The sequence below is a fragment of the Curtobacterium sp. MCPF17_018 genome (assembly GCF_003234135.1).
Taxonomy (GTDB): domain Bacteria; phylum Actinomycetota; class Actinomycetes; order Actinomycetales; family Microbacteriaceae; genus Curtobacterium; species Curtobacterium flaccumfaciens.
Genome location: NZ_QKSJ01000008.1, coordinates 20,787 through 41,151 on the forward strand (window position 1 = coordinate 20,787; position 20,365 = coordinate 41,151).

Genomic DNA, 20,365 nt, shown 5'->3' on the forward strand with positions numbered 1-20,365 from the left:
CGGGTAGCGGCGTGCCGAGGCGCGCGACGGAAGGATCGAGGGCATGGCAGCAACCACCGTCTCCGCAGCGCTCGACCTGGTCGTCCGCGAGGTCGGCGACCTGGCGGCCCGCCTCGACGATGCCCCGGCCCAGCGCGCACTCGACCTGATCGAGGGCGCCGACCGGGTGTTCGTCCACGGCGCCGGTCGCTCCGGACTCGCCCTCCGCATGACCGCGATGCGCCTCATGCACCTCGGCCTCGACGCGCACGTCGTCGGCGAGGTCACCACCCCGGCCATCCGTCCGGGTGACCTGCTCCTCGTCGCGAGCGGCTCCGGTACGACCACCGGCATCGTGCAGGCCGCGCGCACCGCGCACGAGGTCGGCGCATCCGTCGTGGCGCTCTCGACCACCGACGACTCCCCGCTCTCCGAGCTGGCGGACGTCACGATCGTGCTGCCCGCCGCGACGAAGACCGACCGCTCCGGCACCGCCTCGGCCCAGTACGCCGGTGGCCTCTTCGAACAGGCGGTCGCCCTGGTGGGCGACGCCGTGTTCCACGCCCTGTGGACCCGAGGCGGGCAGTCCGCCGACGACCTCTGGCCCCGTCACGCCAACCTCGAATGAAAGGCACACCCATGCAGCTCCAGTTCGCCATGGACACCCTGACCACCGAAGCCGCCCTCGAGCTCGCCGCCGCGGCCGCGCCGCACGTCGACGTCCTCGAGCTCGGCACGCCCCTGATCAAGAGCGCCGGCCTGTCCGCCGTCACCGCGATCAAGGAAGCACACCCCGACAAGATCGTGTTCGCCGACCTCAAGACCATGGACGCCGGTGAGCTCGAAGCCGACATCGCCTTCTCGGCCGGTGCCGACCTGGTCACCGTCCTCGGTGTCGCCGGCGACTCGACGATCGTCGGTGCCGTCAAGGCCGCGAAGAAGCACGGCAAGGGCATCGTCGTCGACCTGATCGGCGTCTCCGACAAGGCCGCCCGTGCCCGCGAGGTCGTCGCACTCGGCGCCGAGTTCGTCGAGGTCCACGCCGGGCTCGACGAGCAGGCGGAAGAGGGCTTCACGTTCGGGGCCCTGCTCGACGCCGGCAAGGAGTCGGGCGTCCCGTTCTCGATCGCGGGCGGCGTGAACGCGTCCTCGGTCGCCTCGGTGCAGGAGGCCGGCGCCCGCATCGCCGTTGCCGGCAGCGCGATCTACAGTGCGTCGGACGTCGGCGCAGCAGCCGCCGAGATCCGCGCCGCCATCAAGTAGCGGGTCACGGTCGCCCTTCCCGGGCGACATCGTGAGCAGGAACGGTCGGGTGTGCACGTCGCACCCGACCATTCCTGCTCACGAAGCGAACGACGCCGGCCCGGATGCGCCGTACGGTGGCCCCATGAACCGAGCGCTGCGCTGGACCACCTGGATCGTCGCCGTCGTCGTGCTGATCGCGGTGGTGTTCCTCGTCTGGGCGCACATCGTGATGCAGGGCACCCGCAGCGCCGCCCTGCAGGTCTGGCGCGACGACCGGATCGCGGTCCGGGACGCCGGTGACTCGGTGGTGATGACCCCGACCGGCCAGGCCGACGGGGTCGGGATCGTCTTCATCCCCGGCGCGAAGGTCGACCCGTACGCCTACATGGCCACGTTCCGGCAGATGGTCGCCAACGGCACGACGGTGGTCATCACGAAGCCGACGCTGAACCTCGCGTTCTTCGACACCCGGCCCCTCGCGACGTTCGAGGCCCACGCACCCTCCGTCACCCGCTGGGCGGTCGGCGGGCACTCCCTCGGCGGGGTCCGCGCGTGCCAGCTCGCCCAGGACGCCGACGGCCTGCTGCTGCTCGGCAGCTACTGCGCGAACGACATCAGCCGCTCCTACATCGACGTGCTGAGCGTCTCCGGTTCGCGTGACGGTCTGTCGACCCCGGCCAAGGTCGACGCCGCGCGGGACAAGCTGCCGTCGACCGCCACCATGACCGAGATCCAGGGCTCGAACCACGCCGACTTCGGCGCCTACGGCGACCAGCCGGGCGACCGCACGGCGACCATCAGCCGTGCTGATGCCCGCCAGCAGATCTCGGACGCGATCGAGGCCTGGGTGCGCGACCTGCGCTGATCACCCGGGCGGACCGGCGGACGCACCACGGGCCTCCAGACGGTCTGCCTGGAGGCCCGTGGTGCGCGACGTCAGTGGATCACGCCCGCCTCGTGGTCGCGTCCGGAACGGCGCCCGGTGAACCGTGCGACGAAGTACAGGACCACGCCGACGGCGAGCAGGATCGCGGCGTAGAGCCAGACCTGTCCGCTCTGCTGCGTCAGCAGCAGGATGCACGACAGCACCCCGAGCACCGGGACGAACGTCCAGACCCGGAAGTGGTCGTGCTCGACGTGGTCGCGGCGGAGCACCAGGACGGCGACGTTCGTGCTGATGAACACGAAGAGCAGCAGGAGCACGACGGTCTCGGCCAGCACGCCCACGTCGCCCACCAGGGTCAGGAGCATCGCGACGATCGTGGTGGCGACGATGGCGGTCCACGGGGTCTTGCGGTTCGGCAGGACCTTCGCGAGCAGGGCGGGCAGGAGCCGCTGCTCGGCCATGCCGTAGGTCACGCGGCTCGACATGATCATCGTGAGCAGCGCGCCGTTCGCGACGGCGACCAGGGCGATGAGGCTGAAGACCCAGTCGGGGATCGGGACGCCGGTGGCGGAGACGACCGCGAGCAGCGGGCCGCTGGACTCGGACAACTCCGAGGCGGGGAGGGCGATGGAACTCGCGAGTGCGACGAGGACGTAGACGACGCCGGCCGTGGCGAGGGCGCCGAACAGGGCCTTCGGGTACACGCGGCGGGGTTCGCGGACCTCTTCCGCGATGTTCGCAGAGGTCTCGAAGCCGACGAACGAGTAGTAGGCGACGATCGCTGCGCTCAGGGTCGCGAGCGCCGGGTTCGCATCGGCAGGGAACTCCCCGATGCGCGAGACCTCACCGCCGCCACCGCCGAGCATCACCGCGACGACGACGATCACGATGACGAGGCCGGACACCTCGATGATCGTCATCACGACGTTGCTCTTGAGCGAGTCGGAGATGCCCCGGGCGTTCAGACACGCGATCAGGGCGAGGAAGACGATGGCGGTGGGGACCGGCGGCAAGTCGACGAAGGTGCCGAGGTAGTCGCCGGCGAAGGCGAGCGACAGTCCGGCGGCGCTCGTGACACCGGCCGCGAGCATGCTGAAGCCGACCAGGAACGAGACGATCGGCGACTTGTACGCGCGCTCGGCGAAGACCGCGGCGCCACCGGCCTTCGGGTACTTCGTGACGAGCTCTGCGTAGGAACCCGCGGTGAGCAGGGCCAGCAGCAGCGCGAGGACGAGCGGTGCCCAGAGCGCGCCGCCGACGTCCTTCGACAGGGTCCCCATCAGGGCGTAGATGCCGGCGCCGAGCACGTCGCCGAGGATGAAGAGGTACAGCAGCGGGCCGGTGATCGCCTGGCGGAGCTTCGACTGCGTACCGTCGTGGGGTGCGGCCGTGGTGTCGCTGGTCATGGTGGTGCCTTTCGTCCGGGTCAGCGTGCCGGTGCGTGTCTCCGAGCACTCACAGGTGGATCGTGGTCACCGTGCTCCTCCACACCGAGGTGCGGGTGAACACCCTCCACAGGGCGCAGCGCCTCCGGACGTGCCGACTGGAGCGGTCCTAGACTCGTCGGGAGCCACACGTCCACCACCAGTCCCCGGAGGACCGCAGATGACGACGCAGGACCAGCGCACGCCCGCGCGACTCAGTGACCAGCGCGCACTCCTGTTCGACCTCGACGGCGTGCTCACCCCGACCGCCGACGTCCACATGCGGGCCTGGAGCCGGCTGTTCACGCCGTACCTCGAAGCGCACGGAGTCGCGCCGTACACCGAGCAGGACTACTTCACCTACATCGACGGCAAACCCCGGTACGACGGCGTGCGTTCGCTGCTCGAGTCGCGCGGCATCGACCTGCCGCAGGGCACCCCCGACGACGCGCCCGACACCGACACGGTGTGCGGGCTCGGCAACCGGAAGAACGCCGAGTTCACCGCCGAGCTCGACGAGCACGGCGTTGAGCCCTACCCGGGTTCGCTGCGGTTCCTGACCGCCGCGATCGCCGCCGGCATGTCCGTCGCCGTCGTCTCGAGCTCGGCGAACGCCACCTCGGTGCTCCGGACCGCGGGCATCCTCGACCGGTTCCCGGTCGTCGTCGACGGGCTCGTCGCGCGCCAGGACGGCCTGACCGGCAAGCCCGCGCCCGACACCTACCTCGACGCCGCCACCCGGTTCGGACTCACCGCCGCCGAGTGCGTCGTGGTCGAGGACGCCACGAGCGGGGTCGAAGCCGGCCGCAACGGTTCGTTCGGTCTCGTCGTCGGGGTCGACCGTGGTGCCGGGGCGGATGCCCTGCGCGAGCACGGTGCCGACGTCGTCGTGTCCGACCTCGCCGAACTCATCGACGACCTGCCCGCACCGGCCGCCAGCACCGACTAGACACGCACCGGCCGGAGCCGTTCAGCGCCTGCCGGTCGCACCGACGCACCCACCTCCCTCCCTTCCCACGGAGCAGCATGAACCCCATCACCTCGGACCCCCTCGACCGCGTCCGCTACCCGATCGACGAGTGGGCACTCGTCGAGACCGAGTACACCCCCGACGAGCAGGGCGTCGCCGAGACGAACTTCGCCGTCGGCAACGGGTACCTCGGCCTGCGCGGCAACCTGGACGAAGGCCGTGGCGGCGTGCAGTACGGCACGTACATCAACGGGTTCCACGAGACCTGGCCGATCCGGCACGCGGAAGACGCCTTCGGCTTCGCGAAGACCGGGCAGACGATCATCAACGCGCCCGACGCCAAGGTCATCCGCCTCTACGTCGACGACGAGCCGCTCGTGCTGGCCGAGGCCGACATCCTCCGGCACACGCGCAGGCTGGAGTTCCGCGGCGGCTACCTCTTCCGTGAGACCGAGTGGTCGACGCCGTCCGGCAAGCGGGTGCTCATCCGGGCGCGTCGGCTCGTGTCGTTCACCGACCGGCACCTCGCCGTCATCGACTACGAGGTCACCGTGCTCGACGCGGACGCCTCGATCCTGCTGTCCAGTCAGATCCTCAACCGCCAGGACGTGCAGGACGAGTACCACGCCGGCATGCGGGCCGCGGCGAACGCCTTCGACCCCCGCAAGGCCGAGGCGTTCACCGAGCGGGTGCTCGTGCCGAAGCTCAAGCGCAGCACCGGCGGCCGTTCGGTCCTCGGGTACCAGGCGTCCAGCTCCGGCATGACGATCTGCGTCGGCGTCGAGCACCACATCGAGACCGAGAACAGCTGGGACGAGTCGTCGTCGATCGAGGACGACCTGGCGAAGCACGTCTACCGGGTGCAGGCCCGCGCGGGGCAGCCCATCCGGCTCGTGAAGCACGTGGTCTACCACACCTCTCGCGGGGTGCCCGTGCGCGAGCTCGCCGACCGCTGCGACCGCACGCTCGACCGCGCGCACGCCGAGAACGTCGACGAGACCTTCGCGAAGCAGCGCGAGTGGCTCGACGACTACTGGGCCCGCAGCGACGTCGAGATCGCCGGCCAGCCCGCGATCCAGCAGGCCGTCCGCTGGAACCTGTTCCAGCTCGCGCAGGCCACCGCCCGCACCGACGGCCACGGCATCGCCGCGAAGGGCGTCACCGGGTCCGGCTACGGCGGCCACTACTTCTGGGACATGGAGATCTACGTCCTGCCGTTCCTGTCGTACACGGCGCCGATCGTCGCCCGGAACGCCCTGCGCTTCCGCTACAACATGCTCGACGCGGCGCGGGCTCGGGCCCGCGAGCTGAACCAGCGCGGCGCCCTGTTCCCGTGGCGGACGATCAACGGCGAAGAGTCCAGCGCCTACTACGCCGCCGGCACCGCGCAGTACCACATCGACGCCGACATCTCGCATGCGCTCATGCAGTACGTGCGGGCCTCGGGCGACCGCGAGTTCCTGAAGCGCGGAGCCATCGACGTGCTCGTCGAGACCGCCCGGCTCTGGGCCGACCTCGGCTTCTGGCGCTCGAACGGCGACAAGAAGTTCCACATCGACGGCGTCACCGGGCCGGACGAGTACACGACCGTCGTCGACGACAACCTCTACACGAACGTGATGGCGCGGGCGAACCTGTGGTTCGCCGTCAACGCCTGTCGCGAGCTCGCTGCCGACGACGCCGAAGAGTACGACCGCATGGTGCGCCGGACCGGTCTGCAGCCCGACGAGCTCGTCGAGTGGGAGCACGCCGCCGAGTCGATGGAGATCCCCTTCGACCCGCACCGCGGCATCCACCCGCAGGACGCCCAGTTCCTCGACAAGGAACTCTGGGACCTCGAGAACACCCCGGAGTCCAAGCGCCCGCTGCTGCTCCACTACCACCCGCTGGTGATCTACCGGTTCCAGGTGCTCAAGCAGGCCGACGTCGTGCTCGCGCTGTTCCTGCAGGGGCACGAGTTCACGGCGGCCGAGAAACGTCGCGACTTCGACTACTACGACGCGCTCACCACCGGTGACTCCACGCTGTCCGCGGTCGTGCAGTCCATCATGGCGGCCGAGGTCGGGTACCACGACCTCGCCGACCAGTACTTCCAGACCGCGCTCTACGTCGACCTGGCGGACCTGCACGGCAACACCTCGGACGGCGTGCACATCGCGTCGACCGGTGGCATCTGGGGTGCGCTCGTCAACGGCTTCGGTGGCATGCGCGACCACGGAGGTCGGATGACCTTCAACCCGCGGCTGCCGAAGCACTGGGACCGTCTGTCCTACCGGCTGACGGTGCGCGGATCGCGGGTCCGGGTGGACCTGGAGCAGGAAGCCATGACGCTCACGGTCGAGACCGGTTCGGGCTTCACGGTGTGGGTGCACAACCAGCAGTGGGACATCGAGGCGGGGGAGCCCACCGTGGTGCCGCTGCCGCACCACGGGCCGCGGATGTCCGGGCACGCCCCGACCACGAGCGACATCCAGGGCACGCTGCGGGCCGACGGCTCGGTCATCACCGCCTCGATCCCGACGATCTCCCTGGAGCGCGACTTCGACCTCGACGACACGACGGCCTGACGAGCCGCGCGCTTCGCTGCGATCGCACTCCGCCCCGGATCCGCCTCGCGGTACCGGGGCGGAGTGCGCTCACGCGCGTTCCCGGCGCCTCCGAACGCGTCCAGTCGGCCCCGGGCACCGTGGTCTGCCGTGCCCCTCGGGTCGATGGCGTCTCCCCGGGCACGCTTCGTGCAACGAGAGGAGACATCATGGGCAACCGGTTCGAGGGCAAGGTCGCGATCGTCACGGGCGCGGGGTCCGGCATCGGTGAGGCGACCGCGCGGGCGTTCATCGACGAGGGCGCGTCGGTCGTGCTGACCGACAGCGTCGACGAGAAGGTGCGCGCGGTCGGGGACTCGCTGCCCACCCACCGGGTGGTGGCGCTGCACGCCGATGTAGCGAGCCCCGACGACTGGCAGACCGTCGTCGACGCGGCGATCGACCGGTTCGACCGGGTCGACGTCCTGGTGAACAACGCCGGGACCTTCAGCTCGGGCGACATCACCGACATCAGCACGGACGAGTGGCGCCGGGTCATCGAGACCGACCTGTCCGGTGTGTTCTACGGCACCCGCGCGGCGCTGCCGTTCCTCCGTGAGACGAAGGGCTCGATCGTCAACACGTCGTCGGTCTCCGGCGAGGATGCCGACTGGCGGATGAGCCCGTACAACGCGGCGAAGGGTGGCGTGACGAACTTCACCAAGGCCGCTGCACTCGACAACGGGCAGTTCGGCGTGCGCGTGAACGCCGTCGCTCCGGGACTCATCTGGACCGACCTGACCCAGGAGCAGGCGGAGGACGAGGCCCTGCAGTCGAAGTTCACCGAGCGCATCGCCCTCGGCCGCGGGGGTCGCTCTGCCGAGGTCGCCGAGGCGATCCTGTTCCTGGCAAGCGACGCGGCCTCGTTCATCACGGGTGCGGTCCTGCCCGTGGACGGCGGCACCATGGCGAGCAACGGGCAGCCGCCGCAGGCCTGAGCCACCCCGGCGTCGGCGGAGACTCGGCCCAGCGGACACTTCGGGCGGTCAGGGACGTCCGGATCGTCCGTGGGCGTGAGTCTCGGCTCGCTTCGAGTGCACGAGCGTCACAGGAGCTTCCGCAGGGTGTTCGTGTTGCGGGTCGTCGTCGTGCGCTTGAAGCGTGCGGCGCCGGCCCGCTTCGCGAACACGGTGTCGGTGCTCGAGCCCTTCGGGCAGGACCAGTAGACGACGCCGGCTCCGCGTGCGATCCGTTCGACCGAGTCATCGAGTTCGAGATCCTCGATCAAGGCGTCGAGCGCACCGTCGTCGGACCCGAACACGACGTAGTCGTGCCGTTCGTCGGCATGCTCGAAGGGAAAGTCGTCGACCACGGCCGCGAGGGCGTCGTGCCGGACGAGCACGATCCAGGCGTCGTACCCGAACCGGTCGCGCAGCCCCTGCTCGATCGACGTCTTCAGCGGCTCGGCGGGCGCGTCGGCGCTGAACACGACGTTGCCCGAGGCGAGCACGGTCCGGACATCGTCGAACCCGAGCTCCCGGAAGAGCTCCGCCAGGTCCGCGCTCCTGATCGTGATGCCGTTCACGTTGACCCCGCGCAGCAGCGCGACCCACCTGTCCATGTCCGGACGGTAGCGGTCCGCGGCGATCACGTCCACGTCCGGGCCACGCCCCAGCCGGAGCCCTGCGGCACGATGTCGACCACCAGCGACTCGCCGTCGAGGTCGCTGGTCGCCTGGAATCGCCATCCCACGGTCCGTTCCGGCGCGTGGGTGATGGCGGTGGGCAGTTCGGCCCGTGTGACGGTCAGTCGGGTCGGGGTGTCGCTCACCCGCCACCGCTGCCCTGCCCACACCAGGCGGGTCGGTGTGCCTCCGGACCACCACACCGTGGCAGCCGTGTCGGTGATCATCATCGGGTCTCCTCGTTCGAACGTGTGTTCGAATGGTAGGTGTCGACCTCCGACGTCGCAACCGACGGTTGTCGACCACGGCGGGTCGCGGACGAACCCTCGAACGACGCAGCAGCCGTCGTGTAGACGGGACCCATGACGAACGACGCACAGGGCCCCGACGCGCAGCACCAGGTTCCCGAGGGGGTGTCCGAGGCCACGGTCGAGGCGCTCGGCAGCCTGTCCGCCGCGGTCGAGGTCATCGAGCACGCGCGCGGCCTGCTCTACGGGTTCCACCGCCTGACCGGCACCGCTGATCTGAACCTCGGTGAGGCGGTCGAGCAGCTGCGGAAGGCCGGGCACACCGAACTCGCCGAGCGCATCGACACCGAGCTCGTGGGCCGCAACGTCATCGCGGGCCGCTGGACGTTCCAGATCGTCGAGGACTACGACGACGGCTACTACGCCCTCGCCAAGGAGCTCGAGCGCACCGCGCGCGACGAGCTCGTGCAGGGCCGCCGCCACCTGTTCGAGGCGGGCATGAAGGAAGACCGTCGCACCCAGGACCAGCGCCACCACGAGGCCACGCCGAGCGACCTGCCGGACTGACCACGGGCCTCCAGGCCGACGCGGCCGACGCGGCCGACGCGGCCGACGCGGCCGACGCGGCCGACGCGGCCGACGCGGCCGACGCGGCCGACGCGGCCGACGCGGCTGACGCCAGCCGGCGAAGACGCCGGCGTCCTGCGGAAGACGCCCCGGAAACGTCGAGACGCCGCCGGATTCGGCGGCGTCTCGATGACACGACGGCGTCTTGCGCCAGGCCCGAGCGAACCGGCCCAGCAAGGCCCGAACGAATGGCTCAGCCGACGCCGAGCAGCGCCTCCAGCGGCCCCCGCGCGAAGTACAGCAGGAAGCCCGCGGCGACGACGTAGAGCAGCCACGAGACCTCGCGGCCACGGCCGGACAGCAGCTTGATGAGCACCCAGCTGATGAAGCCGGCGCCGATGCCGTTCGCGATCGAGTAGGTCAGCGGCATGACGACGATCGTCAGGAAGGCCGGCAGGGCCGAGCCGAAGTCCGACCACGAGATGTCCGCGACCTGCGCGACCATGAGCGCCCCGACGACGACGAGCCCGGCGGCGGCGACCTCGAGCGGGACGACCTGGGTGAGCGGCGTGAGGAACATCGACGCCAGGAACAGCAGGCCGGTGACGACCGAGGCCATGCCCGTGCGGGCGCCCTCGCCGATGCCGGAGGCCGAGTCGATGAAGACGGTGTTCGACGACACCGACGCGCCACCACCGGCGATCGCGCCGACGCCCTCGACGACGAGCGCCGACTTCAGGCGGGGGAACGTGCCGTCCGGCTTCGCGACACCGGCGGCCTTGGCCAGACCGGTCATGGTGCCCATGGCGTCGAAGAAGTTCGTGAAGACGAGGGTGAAAACGAGCATCGACGCGGCGAGCGGGCCGATGCGGGTGAAGGCGCCGAAGACGTCGGCGTGACCGACGAGCGACAGGTCCGGCACGGCGAACAGTGCGCTCGGCAGGCCGGGGGCGTTGAGGTTCCAGCCGGTCTTCGAGTCGACCGAGGTCGGCACCTGGAAGATCGCCTGCAGGATGATCGCGATGATCGTGGTCGCGACGATGCCGATGAGCAGCGCACCCTTGACCCGGCGGGCCATGAGCGTGCCGATGATGATCAGGCCGATCAGGAAGACGATGGTCGGCAGGGCGCCGACGGAGCCGTCCTCGCCGAGCTGCAGCGGCGGCGACGCGAGCCCGGAGGACCGCACGAAGCCGGAGTCGACGAGCCCGATGAACGCGATGAACAGGCCGATGCCGACGGTGATGGCCGCCTTGAGCTGGGCCGGGACGGCGGTGAAGATCATCGTCCGGATGCCGGTCAACGCGAGGATCACGATGATCAGACCGTTGATGACGACCAGGCCCATCGCCTCGGCCCAGGTGACCTGCTGCACGACACTGACGGCGAGGAACGAGTTGATCCCGAGCCCTGCGGCGATGCCGAACGGCAGGTTCGCGATGATGCCCATCGCGATGGTCATGACGCCGGCGACGAGGCCGGTCGCCGCGGCCACCTGAGCGTTCTCGAGCCATCCGCCCGAGACGTCCTTGGCGGCCTGGTCGGCGCTGAACCCACCGAGGATGAGGGGGTTCAGGATCACGATGTACGCCATCGTCACGAACGAGACGAGGCCACCGCGGACCTCGCGGGGGATCGACGATCCGCGTTGCGTGATGGAGAAGAATCGATCGAGGCCGGTCGCGAAGCGGTTCCGGGGCGTGGTGTCGGTCTGCGGGGCGCTCACCACGAGAGTTTAAAGGACGCTGGGTTTCGGGCGTGTCACACCGGTCTCACAGGTTGTGACCGCCGGGAGGCCCGTTCCACGCGGATCGCGCACCTCGCGCTGGGCGTCTGCCCGCGTTCTCCGGCCATGGCTGGTGTTGGATGAGCGGGTGACGTCACCCATGGACCGCGCCCGTGTGGAGGCCGCCGTCCGCGAGCTGCTGCTCGCCATCGGCGAGGATCCCGACCGCCCGGAACTCACCCGCACCCCCGCCCGTGTCGCCGACTCGTACGCCGAGTTCTTCTCCGGGATCGGCACCGACGCGGTCGCCATCGCCCGGGACGGCACGGTGCACGCCGAGGACGGTGAGCGCGGTCGGCTCGTCATCGTCCGGGACGTGAAGTTCCGCTCCGTCTGCGAGCACCACCTGCTGCCGTTCCTCGGGGTCGCGCACCTGGCGTACGCGCCGGGCGACCGGCTCATCGGGCTCGGCACGCTGGCACGGGTGCTCGACGCGGTGGCCTCCCGCCCGCAGCTGCAGGAGCGGCTCGGCGAACAGGTCGCCGCGACCATCGCCGAGGGGCTCGGCGCCGAGGGCGTCCTGGTGGTCCTCGACGCGCAGCACCAGTGCGTCACGACACGTGGGGAGCGCCAGACCGGTTCGACGACCGTGACGGTGGCGGCGACCGGTTCGCTGGCCGACGCCGCGGGACGGGCCGAGGCGATCGCGCTCATCGGCGCGGGGCGTGCGACCGACGCCGGGCAGGATGCGAGTGCCGGGGCGGACGCATGACGGGCCTCCAGGCGGCCGGACCCGGCTGGGTCGTGCCGGACCTGCGCCACCCGGTCCGGACGTTCGGCCGCCGCACCATCGACTTCGACCACCGCATCGCCGTCATGGCGATCGTGAACCGCACGCCCGACTCGTTCCACGACCGCGGCGCCACCTTCGAGCTCGACCGGGCCGTCGCCGCCTCGGTGCGCGCCGCCGAGCAGGGTGCCGACTGGGTCGACATCGGCGGCGTGAAGTTCGCCCCCGGTCCGGAACTGCCCGCGTCCGACGAGATCGACCGCGTCGTGCCCGTCGTCGAGCAGCTCGCCCAGCAGTCCGACGTCGTCATCAGCGTCGACACCTTCCGTCCCGAGGTCGCCGCGGCGGCGATCGCAGCCGGGGCGAGGGTCGTCAACGACACCACCGGTCTGTCCGACCCGCGGATGGCCGCCGTGGTCGCCGACTCCGACGCCACCGTCGTCATCACGCACTCGCTCGCCGAACCCCGACGGCCCCTGCCAGCACCACCGCAGTACGGCGACATCGCGGGCGAGGTCGTCGCGTTCCTGCGCGAACGGGTCGACCGGGCGCTCGCCGCGGGCATCCCCGAGTCGCGGATCATCGTCGACCCCGGCCACGACCTGCACAAGAACACCGTGCACACCCTCGAGCTCACCCGTCGGCTGCCCGAGGTCGTCGCGCTCGGCTACCCGGTCCTCGCCGCGGTGTCCAACAAGGACTTCGTGGGGGAGTCGCTCGGCCGCCCCCGCGGTGAACGGCTCTCCGGATCGCTCGCCGTGGCGACCGTGAGCGCGATGCTCGGCGCCCGGATCGTCCGCATGCACGACGTCGCCGAGAGCGTCGACGCGATGCGCATGGTCGAGGCCACGCTCGGATGGCGCACCCCGGTGGAATCGAGGCACAACACGTGAACGTCCTGCCCCCGTCGATCGCGGACCTGTCCGACGACGACCTGCTCGAGCGCTACACCGCCGACGCCGGCGACCCCTGGCTCCGGGTGAACTTCGTCGCGACGCTGGACGGTTCGGCCTCGGCTGCCGGGGTGTCCGGGGCGCTCGGCGGCGACGACGACCTGCGCGTCTTCGACCTGCTCCGGCGGGTGGCCGACGTCGTGCTCGTCGCCGCCGGCACCGTCCGTGACGAGGGCTACGGGCCGATGGTCCTGCACGACACCGACATCGCCTGGCGGCGGGCCCACGGCATGCCGGACCACCCCGTGTTCGCGATCGTCACCGGGTCGCTGTCGCTCGACCCGGGGTCTCGGGTGTTCACCGAGGCGCCGGTGCGCCCGATCGTCCTGACGTCGGCGACGGCGGCCGGTTCGCCGACGGGCCGGGCGCTCGCCGAGGTCGCCGACGTCGTGCCCTGCAGCGCGGACGACGCCCCGGACTCGGTCGACGCCGGACGGATCCGTGGGCTGTTGGCCGGCCGTGGCCTCGGGACGATCCACTGCGAGGGCGGGCCGTCGTTCCTCGGGGCACTCATCGCCGCGGACGCCGTCGACGAGCTGACCCTGACGATCGACCCGTCGCTCGAGGGCGGGGAGGGGCCGCGCATCGCCCGGGGGTCGTCGCCGGAACTCCGGCGGATGCGACCGGCCCACGTGCTGCTCGGCGCCGACGGCGTGCTGCTCACCCGGTACGTCCGGGCGCGCTGACCCCGCCTGCGCTGGCGCCGCGGGCGCGCTGACCCCGCTCGCGCGCGGACCGCGGACCGCGGGACGGTCGGGCCCGTGGGCTAGGGTCGGGCGCGTGATCGACATCGTGGCGTCCGGGGTCCTCTTCGACATGGACGGGACCCTCGTCGACTCGACCGCGGTGGTCGAGGCGACCTGGACCCGGTTCGGGAACGCGAACGGCATCGACCCCGACGAGATCCTCGCGTTCTCCCACGGGCGGCAGGCGATCGACACCCTGCGGCGCTTCCTGCCCGACCTGCCCCTCGCCGAGCAGCAGCGGATCGCGGCGGAGCTCGTCGCCGAGGAGACCGCGAGCACCGAGGGCATCCTCGAGATCCCCGGTGCCGTCGCCTTCGTCCAGCGACTCGTCGAGCTCGGTGTCCCGGTGGCGCTGGTCACCAGCGCCCCGCGCGACCTCGCCGCGGGTCGGATGGCGGCCGCCGGGTTCGCCGTGCCCGCGGCCTTCGTGCCCTCGGAGGACGTCGAGCACGGCAAGCCCCACCCCGACGGCTACCTGCGCGGTGCCGCTCTGCTCGGCGTCGACCCGGCCGACTGCGTGGCGTTCGAGGACGCCCCCGCCGGACTCGAGTCCGCCATCGCCTCCGGCGCGACCACGGTCGTCGTGGGTCCCCTCGATCACCCGGTGACGGCCGGCTTGCACCGGGTCCACGGGTACGACGGCCTGACCGTCGAGCGCGACGGCGACGCCTTCCGCATCCACGGCTGAGCGCGGCGCCCGTCCTGCCCGCCCGCGTCCGCCGGCCGGCCGGTCCGGACACCCCGCTCGGCCCGCGCCGAGTGGTCGGGAACCGTCGGCTGCGCCGCCGCCAGCCGACGCTTTGCGACCGCCCGGCGGACGTGAGCGGGGAGTTGCGACCGGCCGGATGGCGGCCTGGAGGCCCGTGGCGGGCCCGCACCGTGCCTCCAGGCCGACGGCGGGCGCGTCCACGACGCCTCGCCCGTCGGTCCGGACACCCCGCCCGGCCTGCGCCGAGTGGTCAGGAACCGTCGGCTGCGCCGCCGCCAGCCGACGCCTTGCGACCGCCCGGCGGACGTCAGCGGGGAGTTGCGACCACCCGACCGGACCCCGAGCCGCCCCTGCGCGCCTACCCAGCCGACGCCGACGACCCTCGGGTGTGCGGCCGGAACGACCGGGCCGCGGAAGGAGCGATCATGGCAACCCTCGACGGCAAGAAGGTCCTCGTCATCACGACGAACTACGGCGTGGAGCAGGACGAGATCGTCGTCCCCACCGAGCAGCTGCGTGAGCGCGGTGCCTCGGTGACCGTGGCGGCGAAGGAGACCGGCACGATCCAGACGCTGGTCGGCGACAAGGACCCGGGGCAGACGCTCGAGCCGGACACCACCATCGCCGGTGTCGACGCCAAGGACTTCGATGCACTCGTGATCCCCGGCGGCACGATCAACGCCGACACCCTGCGCCAGGAGTCCCGTGCAGCGACGCTCGTACAGGCCTTCGCCGAGGCGAGCAAGCCGGTCGCGGCGATCTGCCACGGCCCGTGGACCCTCGTCGAGGCGGGCGTGCTGTCCGGCAAGACCGTCACGTCGTTCCCGTCGCTGCAGACCGACCTGCGCAACGCCGGAGCCGAGTGGGTCGACCAGGAGGTCCAGGTCGACGGCGGCTTCATCACCTCCCGCACCCCGGACGACCTGCCGGCGTTCGTCGACGCGATCGAGAGCGCCCTCACCGCCTGAGCACCGCGCCGCCGAGCGTCTCGACGCCGAGCCGGGTCTCGGCCTGCCGGACACGATGCGCCCCCGGAGGCCGACGATGTGTCCGCCGAGCGGAGTCTCGGCTGGCGCAGGACGCTCGTCCTGTCGCGGCGCGACCGCGTCAAGCGAGCGCCACGGGGCGGGCCGTGCGGAGCACCGCAGGTCCGAGGGTGAGCACACCGTCGGACTCCGGGTCGCACCGCACGCCGCCCCGGCCGCGCATCGCCCGGAACGCCCCGGGGGCCACCTCGTGGTCCATCCAGGCGCAGGGGTTCGCCGCACGGTAGCCACGGAATCGGACCGGCCCGCTACCGGCGTCCGGGGTCACGCTCTCCAGCGAGAACGGCTCGCCCCGCAGGGCCTCGACGTCGGCGCCCCGCAGGAACACGTTCCGCCGGGTCGCAGCGGGGTCGACGGTGGCACCGATCGCCTGGCCCACGGCTTCGAGCCCCTCCAGCCCGATCACCGTGACCGAGGCGTGCACGTGCGCGCGGGCCGCGAAGTACCGGTCGCCGACGATGCCCAGCCCGGCCCGCAGCTCGATCCGGTCGCGTGACTCGTCCGGATCGTCCGCGCCCACCGGCCGTGCACCGTCGGCCGGGCGCCCCTCGTACCGGTGCCGCGGCGAGACGAGCAGCAGCGCGACCTCGACCTCGGTGCGGAACGGCAGGTCGTCGAGACCGGCCCGGTCGCCGAGACCGGCCACGTCGTCTGCGGGAGTCACGCGGCCAACGCTAGCCGGGCCTCCCGGCCCCGTACTGCTCCGTCGACCTGCGGTGACACGCCGTCGTGTTGCCGGGACGCCGTGTTCCCGGCGGAACGCCGCGGAATCGGGCGGCGTCTCGCGCGGGTGGCGGCGTCTCGACGAGACGCCGGCGTCGGGCCCGCCCGGCCATGCACTGCTCCGTCCGATTCCCGCCAGTCGGCGTCGGCGGCGCATGTCAGGCTGAGCCCATGACCAGCCCGGACACCGACGCGCAGCCCGACGCGCTGCACGCCGAACGGCACCGCGCCGTCGCCTCGCGCGACGCGCGCTTCGACGGCCAGTTCGTCACCGCCGTGCACTCCACCGGCATCTACTGCCGGCCCAGCTGCCCGGCCCGCACGCCGAAGGCCTCGGGCGTCACCTTCTACCGCACGAGCGCCGCAGCGCACCTGGCCGGCTTCCGCGCCTGCAAGCGCTGCCTGCCCGAGGCGACCCCCGGCAGCCCCGAGTGGGACCTGCGCGAGGACGTCGCCGGCCGGGCGATGCGACTCGTCCTCGACGGTGTCGTCGAGCGCGACGGTGTCCCCGGGCTCGCCGCACGCGTGGGCTACTCGGAGCGGCAGCTCAACCGCATCATGACGGCCGAGCTGGGTGCCGGGCCGAAGGCGCTCAGCCGGGCGCACCGGGCGCAGACCGCTCGGACCCTGCTCACCTCGTCCGACCTGCCCGTGGCCGATGTCGCGTTCGCCGCGGGGTTCGCCAGCGTCCGACAGTTCAACGACACCGTGCGCGAGGTCTTCGCCGTCACCCCGACCGAACTCCGCGGACGCCGGTCCGGGCGAGGCGACGTCGCCACCGGCGGCTCCGGCGGCTCCGTCGGTGACGGCGCACTGCACGTCCACCTGCCGGCCCGGGCACCCTTCGACGCGCAGGGCCTGCTCGACTGGCACGCGCTGCACGCCCTGCCGGGCACGGAGCAGGTGGACGCCGACCCCGCCGGCCGGGTCACGTCGTACGGGCGGCTGGTCGACCTGCCAGGAGGCCCGGGCTGGTTCAGCGCATCGGCCGCCGTCCCCGACGTGGCCGGGCGGGGCACCGGGATCGACCTGCGCGTGCGGGTCTCCGACCTCTCCGACCTGCCGTCCCTCGTGGCGCGGGTCCGGGCGCTGTTCGACCTCGACGCCGACCCGGTCGCCGTCGACGCCGTCCTCGGAGCCGTGCCCGAGCTCGCCGGACCCGTCGCGCGGGTGCCCGGTCTCCGGCTCCCCGGCGCGGTGGACGCGCACGAGATCGTCTTCCGTACCCTGATCGGGCAGCAGGTCTCGGTGGCCGCGGCGCGCACCGCGCAGACCCGGCTCGTGGCCGCACTCGGAGCGACGGTGCCGGACGCCATCCGGCCCGGCGGGCTGCTGTTCCCGTCGGCGGTGGTGATCGCCGAACGCGGGCACGAGGTCCTGCGCGGGCCGGCCGCTCGCGTCGACACGATCCTGCGGGTGGCTGCTGCGCTCGCCGACGGGTCCCTGGTGGTGGACGGTGGGCAGTCCCTCGGTGACCTGCGCGACGGACTCCTCGCCGTGAAGGGCATCGGGCCGTGGACCGCCGACTACGTCGCGCTCCGGGTCCGGCACCACCCCGACATCTTCCTCCACAGCGATCTCGCGGTGCGGAACGGTGCACAGGAACTCGGGCTGCCCGGTACGGCGCGTGAGCTCTCCCTATGGTCGGAGCAGGTGGCCCCCTGGCGGAGCTACCTCACGATGCACTGCTGGCGACCGATCATCGACCGCGCGATGACCGCGACCGCCGGCGCCCGTGCAACCCGTGCCCCCGAGGACCCCCGGAAGGACGACCGATGACCGACGCAACCATCCAGACCCTGGACACCCCCGACGGGCCGTTCACCGTGCTCGAGGACGCCGAGGGCAGGGTCCTCGCCTCCGGGTGGACCGACTCCGTCGAGTGGATCCTCGCCCGCCTGGCCGACCGCCACCGCCCCGACCGAGTGCTCGACGGCGTGGTCGCCTCGGCCGAGGCCGTCGACGCCTTCTACTCGGGCGAGGTCGAGCACGCCATGCAGGTACCGGTCCGGCAGTTCGGCACCGAGCTCTTCACCGAGGGGTGGCGCCAGCTCCGCCGGATCCCCGCCGGCGGCACCCTGACCTACACCGGGTTCGCGGCGGCGATGGGCCGGCCCGACGCCGTGCGGGCGGCGGCGAGCGTGTGCGCCCGGAACGCCCCGGCGCTCTTCGTCCCGTGCCACCGCGTGCTGCGCTCGGACGGCACGCTCGGGGGCTTCGCGTGGGGGCTCGACGTCAAGCGGTCCCTGCTCGAACGAGAGTCGGTCGGCACCACGGCACTCGTCTGACTTGTACAAAACGCTCTAGAATGTACAGGTGAGCGAAGTGTCGATCTCCGAAGCCCGTGGCCGTCTGGCGTCGATCATCGACGACGCCCGACACGAACCCGTGTACCTGACCCGGCGCAACAAGCGCGTCGCCGCCGTGGTCGATGCGGCCGTCCTCGACCGGTTGCTCGAGGCGGCAGAGGACCTGGACGACCTGGTCGCCTACGACGAAGCCGTCGCCGAGAGCGCCCGCATCGGTGGCGAGAACGTCAGGTGGGACGACCTCAAGCGCGAACTCGGCCTCGGGTGACGTACTCGGTCGAGGTCATCCCGGCCGCGCAACGCGTCATCCGCAAGCTCCCGCTCGACGGGCGGCGGCGGATCGAGGGGCTCCTCGCCATCCTCGCCGAGCACCCCCGGCCGCCCGCCGCACGCAAGCTCGTGAACCGGCCCGGGTGGCGAGTCCGCTCGGGGGACTACCGACTGATCTACCGGATCGACGACGGCAAGCTCGTCGTGGTGGTCGTCGACGCCGGGCACCGGCGCGAGGTCTACCGGGATCGCTGAGCTGGCAGGCGGCAGGCGGCAGCCAGCAGTCGGCAGCGTGCAGCCGTCAGGCGATCGCGCCGCGCAGGCTGTCCACGTGCAGTTCGACGAGCGCCAGGACCCGCTCCGGCGCACGTGCCGTCGGGTCCCACGTGTGCTCGATCGCCAGCCCGTCGATCAGCGCGTGCAGCCGGTCCGCCTCGTCGGTCAGGTCGCGATCGGCGCCGAAGCTGCCGTCCTCACGCAGGATCTCCAGCGCCCGGGTGCACACCCGGCTGACCCCGTCGTTCAGGCGTCGGGCGCTCGCGGCCAGGTGTTCGTCGGTGCGCGCGAGCACGCCGAGCTGCACCTGAGCCAGGATCTCGGTCGTGCGCTCGGCGTCGAGCGGCAGCACCTGGGCGAGGACGTCCAGTGCGAGCGCCCGACCCGTCGAACGCAGGGCGGCGAGCCGAGCGGTGACCCGTTCCTCGATGATCATCAGGCAGTGCTCGCGCAGGGCGTCCTGCGTCGGGAACACACGGCGGAGTGATGCGGGAGCGATGCCGGCCTCGTCCGCGACGTTCCGCACCGACAGCGCGCTCAGGCCGTCCCGCTCCAGGATCCGCAGGCAGGCCGCGGCCACCAGGGATCCCCGTTCCTCGAGGTCGACACGGCGGGACACCGGGTCAGCCTACGGCCGGCTCGCTGCTCCGGCCGGGCCCGCGGCTGCGGAGGTGGCCCGGCGTGGCCAGATCGTGTAGCTGATCGCCCACAGCAGTTCGACGCCCAGCACCACCCCGAGCAGCGCGACCGTGCCCTGCAGTTCGTTCGTGCGCTCCGGGTCCCCGACGACGAGGACGAGTCCGCCGATGATCCCGCCGGCGATCAGCACGGCGAGCGCGGTCCGCAGCACGTCGCCCCAGCACCGGACCGTGTACCGCCGTCCGCTCAGGCGTTCCGGTGCCGGACCGCCGGCGAACCGGTGCGTGAACCGGACGTCCGCCCACGCGATCATCCGGTGCCCGTACGCGACCGAGAAGCCGATGTAGATCGCCGCGAGTCCGTGGTGCCACGACGCGGTCCCACCGCCGAGCAGGTCGACCGTGACGACCGCGAGCAGCACGACATCGATCACGGGCGCTGCGACGAGCATCGCCGCTCCCGACCGCGGCCGTCGCAGCAGGTACCGGGTGGTCAGGCCGCCGAGGATCGCGACCCAGAAGGCGATCTCGCAGGCGACGATGGCGATGAGTGTCATGGTTCCCCGTTGCAGCGGCGGTGAGTGTTGAGTACAGGTGTACTCAAACAGCATGACACGGCGACCACCACGGTGTCGAGCGTGGGGTTCTGCC

The 20,365-nt window shown here is 71.9% G+C and carries 23 protein-coding genes; 16 read left to right on the plus strand and 7 right to left on the minus strand.

Translation table 11 applies throughout. The features are described from left to right. The first annotated feature begins 43 nt into the window (after positions 1-43). The 3 genes from hxlB to DEJ27_RS10530 all read left to right on the plus strand — a co-directional run bounded on the left by hxlB (position 44) and on the right by DEJ27_RS10530 (position 2,089). The gene (hxlB, locus tag DEJ27_RS10520) at positions 44-607 is read left to right on the plus strand and encodes a 6-phospho-3-hexuloisomerase (RefSeq protein WP_071406216.1); all 564 of its coding nucleotides are present in this window, start codon (positions 44-46) and stop codon (positions 605-607) included. 11 nt (positions 608-618) lie between these two features. Next, the gene (gene hxlA / locus DEJ27_RS10525) at positions 619-1,242 is read left to right on the plus strand and encodes a 3-hexulose-6-phosphate synthase (protein WP_110859441.1); all 624 of its coding nucleotides are present in this window, start codon (positions 619-621) and stop codon (positions 1,240-1,242) included. Between the two features lie 124 nt (positions 1,243-1,366). Next, positions 1,367-2,089 (plus strand): alpha/beta hydrolase, encoded by a 723-nt coding sequence (locus DEJ27_RS10530; protein WP_111090903.1) that lies wholly within the window; start codon positions 1,367-1,369, stop codon positions 2,087-2,089. A 71-nt stretch (positions 2,090-2,160) separates the two neighbouring features. Here DEJ27_RS10530 and DEJ27_RS10535 read toward each other — a convergent pair whose 3' ends face one another. After that, positions 2,161-3,516 carry an APC family permease gene (locus tag DEJ27_RS10535; protein WP_111090904.1) on the minus strand — a complete coding sequence of 452 codons (1,356 nt, stop codon included), beginning with the start codon at positions 3,514-3,516 and terminating at the stop codon, positions 2,161-2,163. A gap of 199 nt (positions 3,517-3,715) precedes the next feature. Here DEJ27_RS10535 and DEJ27_RS10540 point away from each other — a divergent pair, with 199 nt between their 5' ends. The 3 genes from DEJ27_RS10540 to DEJ27_RS10550 all read left to right on the plus strand — a co-directional run bounded on the left by DEJ27_RS10540 (position 3,716) and on the right by DEJ27_RS10550 (position 8,027). Then, positions 3,716-4,483: an HAD family phosphatase gene (locus DEJ27_RS10540; RefSeq protein ID WP_110859444.1), complete on the plus strand. Its 768-nt coding sequence runs from the start codon at positions 3,716-3,718 to the stop codon at positions 4,481-4,483. A gap of 77 nt (positions 4,484-4,560) precedes the next feature. Further along, a complete protein-coding gene (locus tag DEJ27_RS10545; protein WP_110859445.1) occupies positions 4,561-7,071 on the plus strand; it encodes a glycoside hydrolase family 65 protein in 2,511 nt (836 codons plus the stop codon). 188 nt (positions 7,072-7,259) lie between these two features. Continuing rightward, positions 7,260-8,027, plus strand: coding sequence for an SDR family NAD(P)-dependent oxidoreductase (locus DEJ27_RS10550; RefSeq protein WP_110859446.1), 768 nt, complete (start codon positions 7,260-7,262; stop codon positions 8,025-8,027). A 107-nt stretch (positions 8,028-8,134) separates the two neighbouring features. Here DEJ27_RS10550 and DEJ27_RS10555 read toward each other — a convergent pair whose 3' ends face one another. Both DEJ27_RS10555 and DEJ27_RS10560 read right to left on the minus strand, forming a co-directional pair. Next, positions 8,135-8,650 carry a DUF1697 domain-containing protein gene (locus tag DEJ27_RS10555; RefSeq protein WP_110859560.1) on the minus strand — a complete coding sequence of 172 codons (516 nt, stop codon included), beginning with the start codon at positions 8,648-8,650 and terminating at the stop codon, positions 8,135-8,137. A 26-nt stretch (positions 8,651-8,676) separates the two neighbouring features. Next, positions 8,677-8,943: a hypothetical protein gene (locus DEJ27_RS10560; protein ID WP_110859447.1), complete on the minus strand. Its 267-nt coding sequence runs from the start codon at positions 8,941-8,943 to the stop codon at positions 8,677-8,679. Between the two features lie 132 nt (positions 8,944-9,075). On the opposite strand from DEJ27_RS10560, the gene DEJ27_RS10565 reads away from it, so the two are divergent. After that, entirely contained in the window at positions 9,076-9,528 is a 453-nt protein-coding gene (locus tag DEJ27_RS10565; protein WP_017887957.1) for a hypothetical protein, read from the plus strand. A 253-nt stretch (positions 9,529-9,781) separates the two neighbouring features. Here DEJ27_RS10565 and DEJ27_RS10575 read toward each other — a convergent pair whose 3' ends face one another. Then, positions 9,782-11,257, minus strand: coding sequence for an NCS2 family permease (locus DEJ27_RS10575; protein WP_110859448.1), 1,476 nt, complete (start codon positions 11,255-11,257; stop codon positions 9,782-9,784). 157 nt (positions 11,258-11,414) lie between these two features. Between DEJ27_RS10575 and folE the strand changes: the two genes are divergently transcribed. The 5 genes from folE (at position 11,415) to DEJ27_RS10600 (ending at position 15,420) form a co-directional block, all read left to right on the plus strand. After that, complete coding sequence (folE, locus tag DEJ27_RS10580; RefSeq protein WP_110859449.1) at positions 11,415-12,026, plus strand: GTP cyclohydrolase I; 612 nt, start codon at positions 11,415-11,417, stop codon at positions 12,024-12,026. Next, positions 12,023-12,937: a dihydropteroate synthase gene (folP, locus tag DEJ27_RS10585; protein ID WP_111090905.1), complete on the plus strand. Its 915-nt coding sequence runs from the start codon at positions 12,023-12,025 to the stop codon at positions 12,935-12,937. The genes folE and folP overlap by 4 nt, the downstream gene beginning before the upstream one ends. Continuing rightward, positions 12,934-13,683, plus strand: a complete 750-nt coding sequence (locus DEJ27_RS10590) for a pyrimidine reductase family protein (protein WP_258370341.1) — start codon at positions 12,934-12,936, stop codon at positions 13,681-13,683. Before folP ends, DEJ27_RS10590 begins: the two co-directional genes overlap by 4 nt. Positions 13,684-13,777: 94 nt before the next feature. Beyond that, on the plus strand, positions 13,778-14,431 hold the full coding sequence (locus DEJ27_RS10595) for an HAD-IA family hydrolase (protein ID WP_110859451.1): 654 nt from the start codon (positions 13,778-13,780) through the stop codon (positions 14,429-14,431). Positions 14,432-14,877: 446 nt separating this feature from the next. After that, complete coding sequence (locus DEJ27_RS10600; RefSeq protein WP_027466778.1) at positions 14,878-15,420, plus strand: type 1 glutamine amidotransferase domain-containing protein; 543 nt, start codon at positions 14,878-14,880, stop codon at positions 15,418-15,420. A gap of 139 nt (positions 15,421-15,559) precedes the next feature. On the opposite strand, the gene DEJ27_RS10605 is transcribed toward DEJ27_RS10600, so the two are convergent. After that, positions 15,560-16,162, minus strand: a complete 603-nt coding sequence (locus tag DEJ27_RS10605; protein ID WP_258370342.1) for a molybdenum cofactor biosysynthesis protein — start codon at positions 16,160-16,162, stop codon at positions 15,560-15,562. A gap of 230 nt (positions 16,163-16,392) precedes the next feature. Here DEJ27_RS10605 and DEJ27_RS10610 point away from each other — a divergent pair, with 230 nt between their 5' ends. From DEJ27_RS10610 to DEJ27_RS10625, 4 genes are read left to right on the plus strand one after another with little or no spacing between them, the layout of a single operon-like run. Beyond that, a complete protein-coding gene (locus DEJ27_RS10610; protein WP_111090907.1) occupies positions 16,393-18,000 on the plus strand; it encodes an AlkA N-terminal domain-containing protein in 1,608 nt (535 codons plus the stop codon). After that, positions 17,997-18,509, plus strand: a complete 513-nt coding sequence (locus DEJ27_RS10615) for a methylated-DNA--[protein]-cysteine S-methyltransferase (protein ID WP_110859453.1) — start codon at positions 17,997-17,999, stop codon at positions 18,507-18,509. The genes DEJ27_RS10610 and DEJ27_RS10615 overlap by 4 nt, the downstream gene beginning before the upstream one ends. A gap of 28 nt (positions 18,510-18,537) precedes the next feature. After that, positions 18,538-18,798, plus strand: a complete 261-nt coding sequence (locus tag DEJ27_RS10620; protein ID WP_258369841.1) for a type II toxin-antitoxin system Phd/YefM family antitoxin — start codon at positions 18,538-18,540, stop codon at positions 18,796-18,798. Continuing rightward, entirely contained in the window at positions 18,795-19,055 is a 261-nt protein-coding gene (locus tag DEJ27_RS10625) for a type II toxin-antitoxin system RelE/ParE family toxin (protein ID WP_017885834.1), read from the plus strand. Before DEJ27_RS10620 ends, DEJ27_RS10625 begins: the two co-directional genes overlap by 4 nt. A 46-nt stretch (positions 19,056-19,101) precedes the next feature. Here DEJ27_RS10625 and DEJ27_RS10630 read toward each other — a convergent pair whose 3' ends face one another. Then, positions 19,102-19,695, minus strand: a complete 594-nt coding sequence (locus DEJ27_RS10630; RefSeq protein ID WP_110859455.1) for a TetR/AcrR family transcriptional regulator — start codon at positions 19,693-19,695, stop codon at positions 19,102-19,104. 9 nt (positions 19,696-19,704) lie between these two features. Next, positions 19,705-20,271 carry a hypothetical protein gene (locus tag DEJ27_RS10635; RefSeq protein ID WP_110859456.1) on the minus strand — a complete coding sequence of 189 codons (567 nt, stop codon included), beginning with the start codon at positions 20,269-20,271 and terminating at the stop codon, positions 19,705-19,707. Between the last annotated feature and the right edge of the window lie 94 nt (positions 20,272-20,365).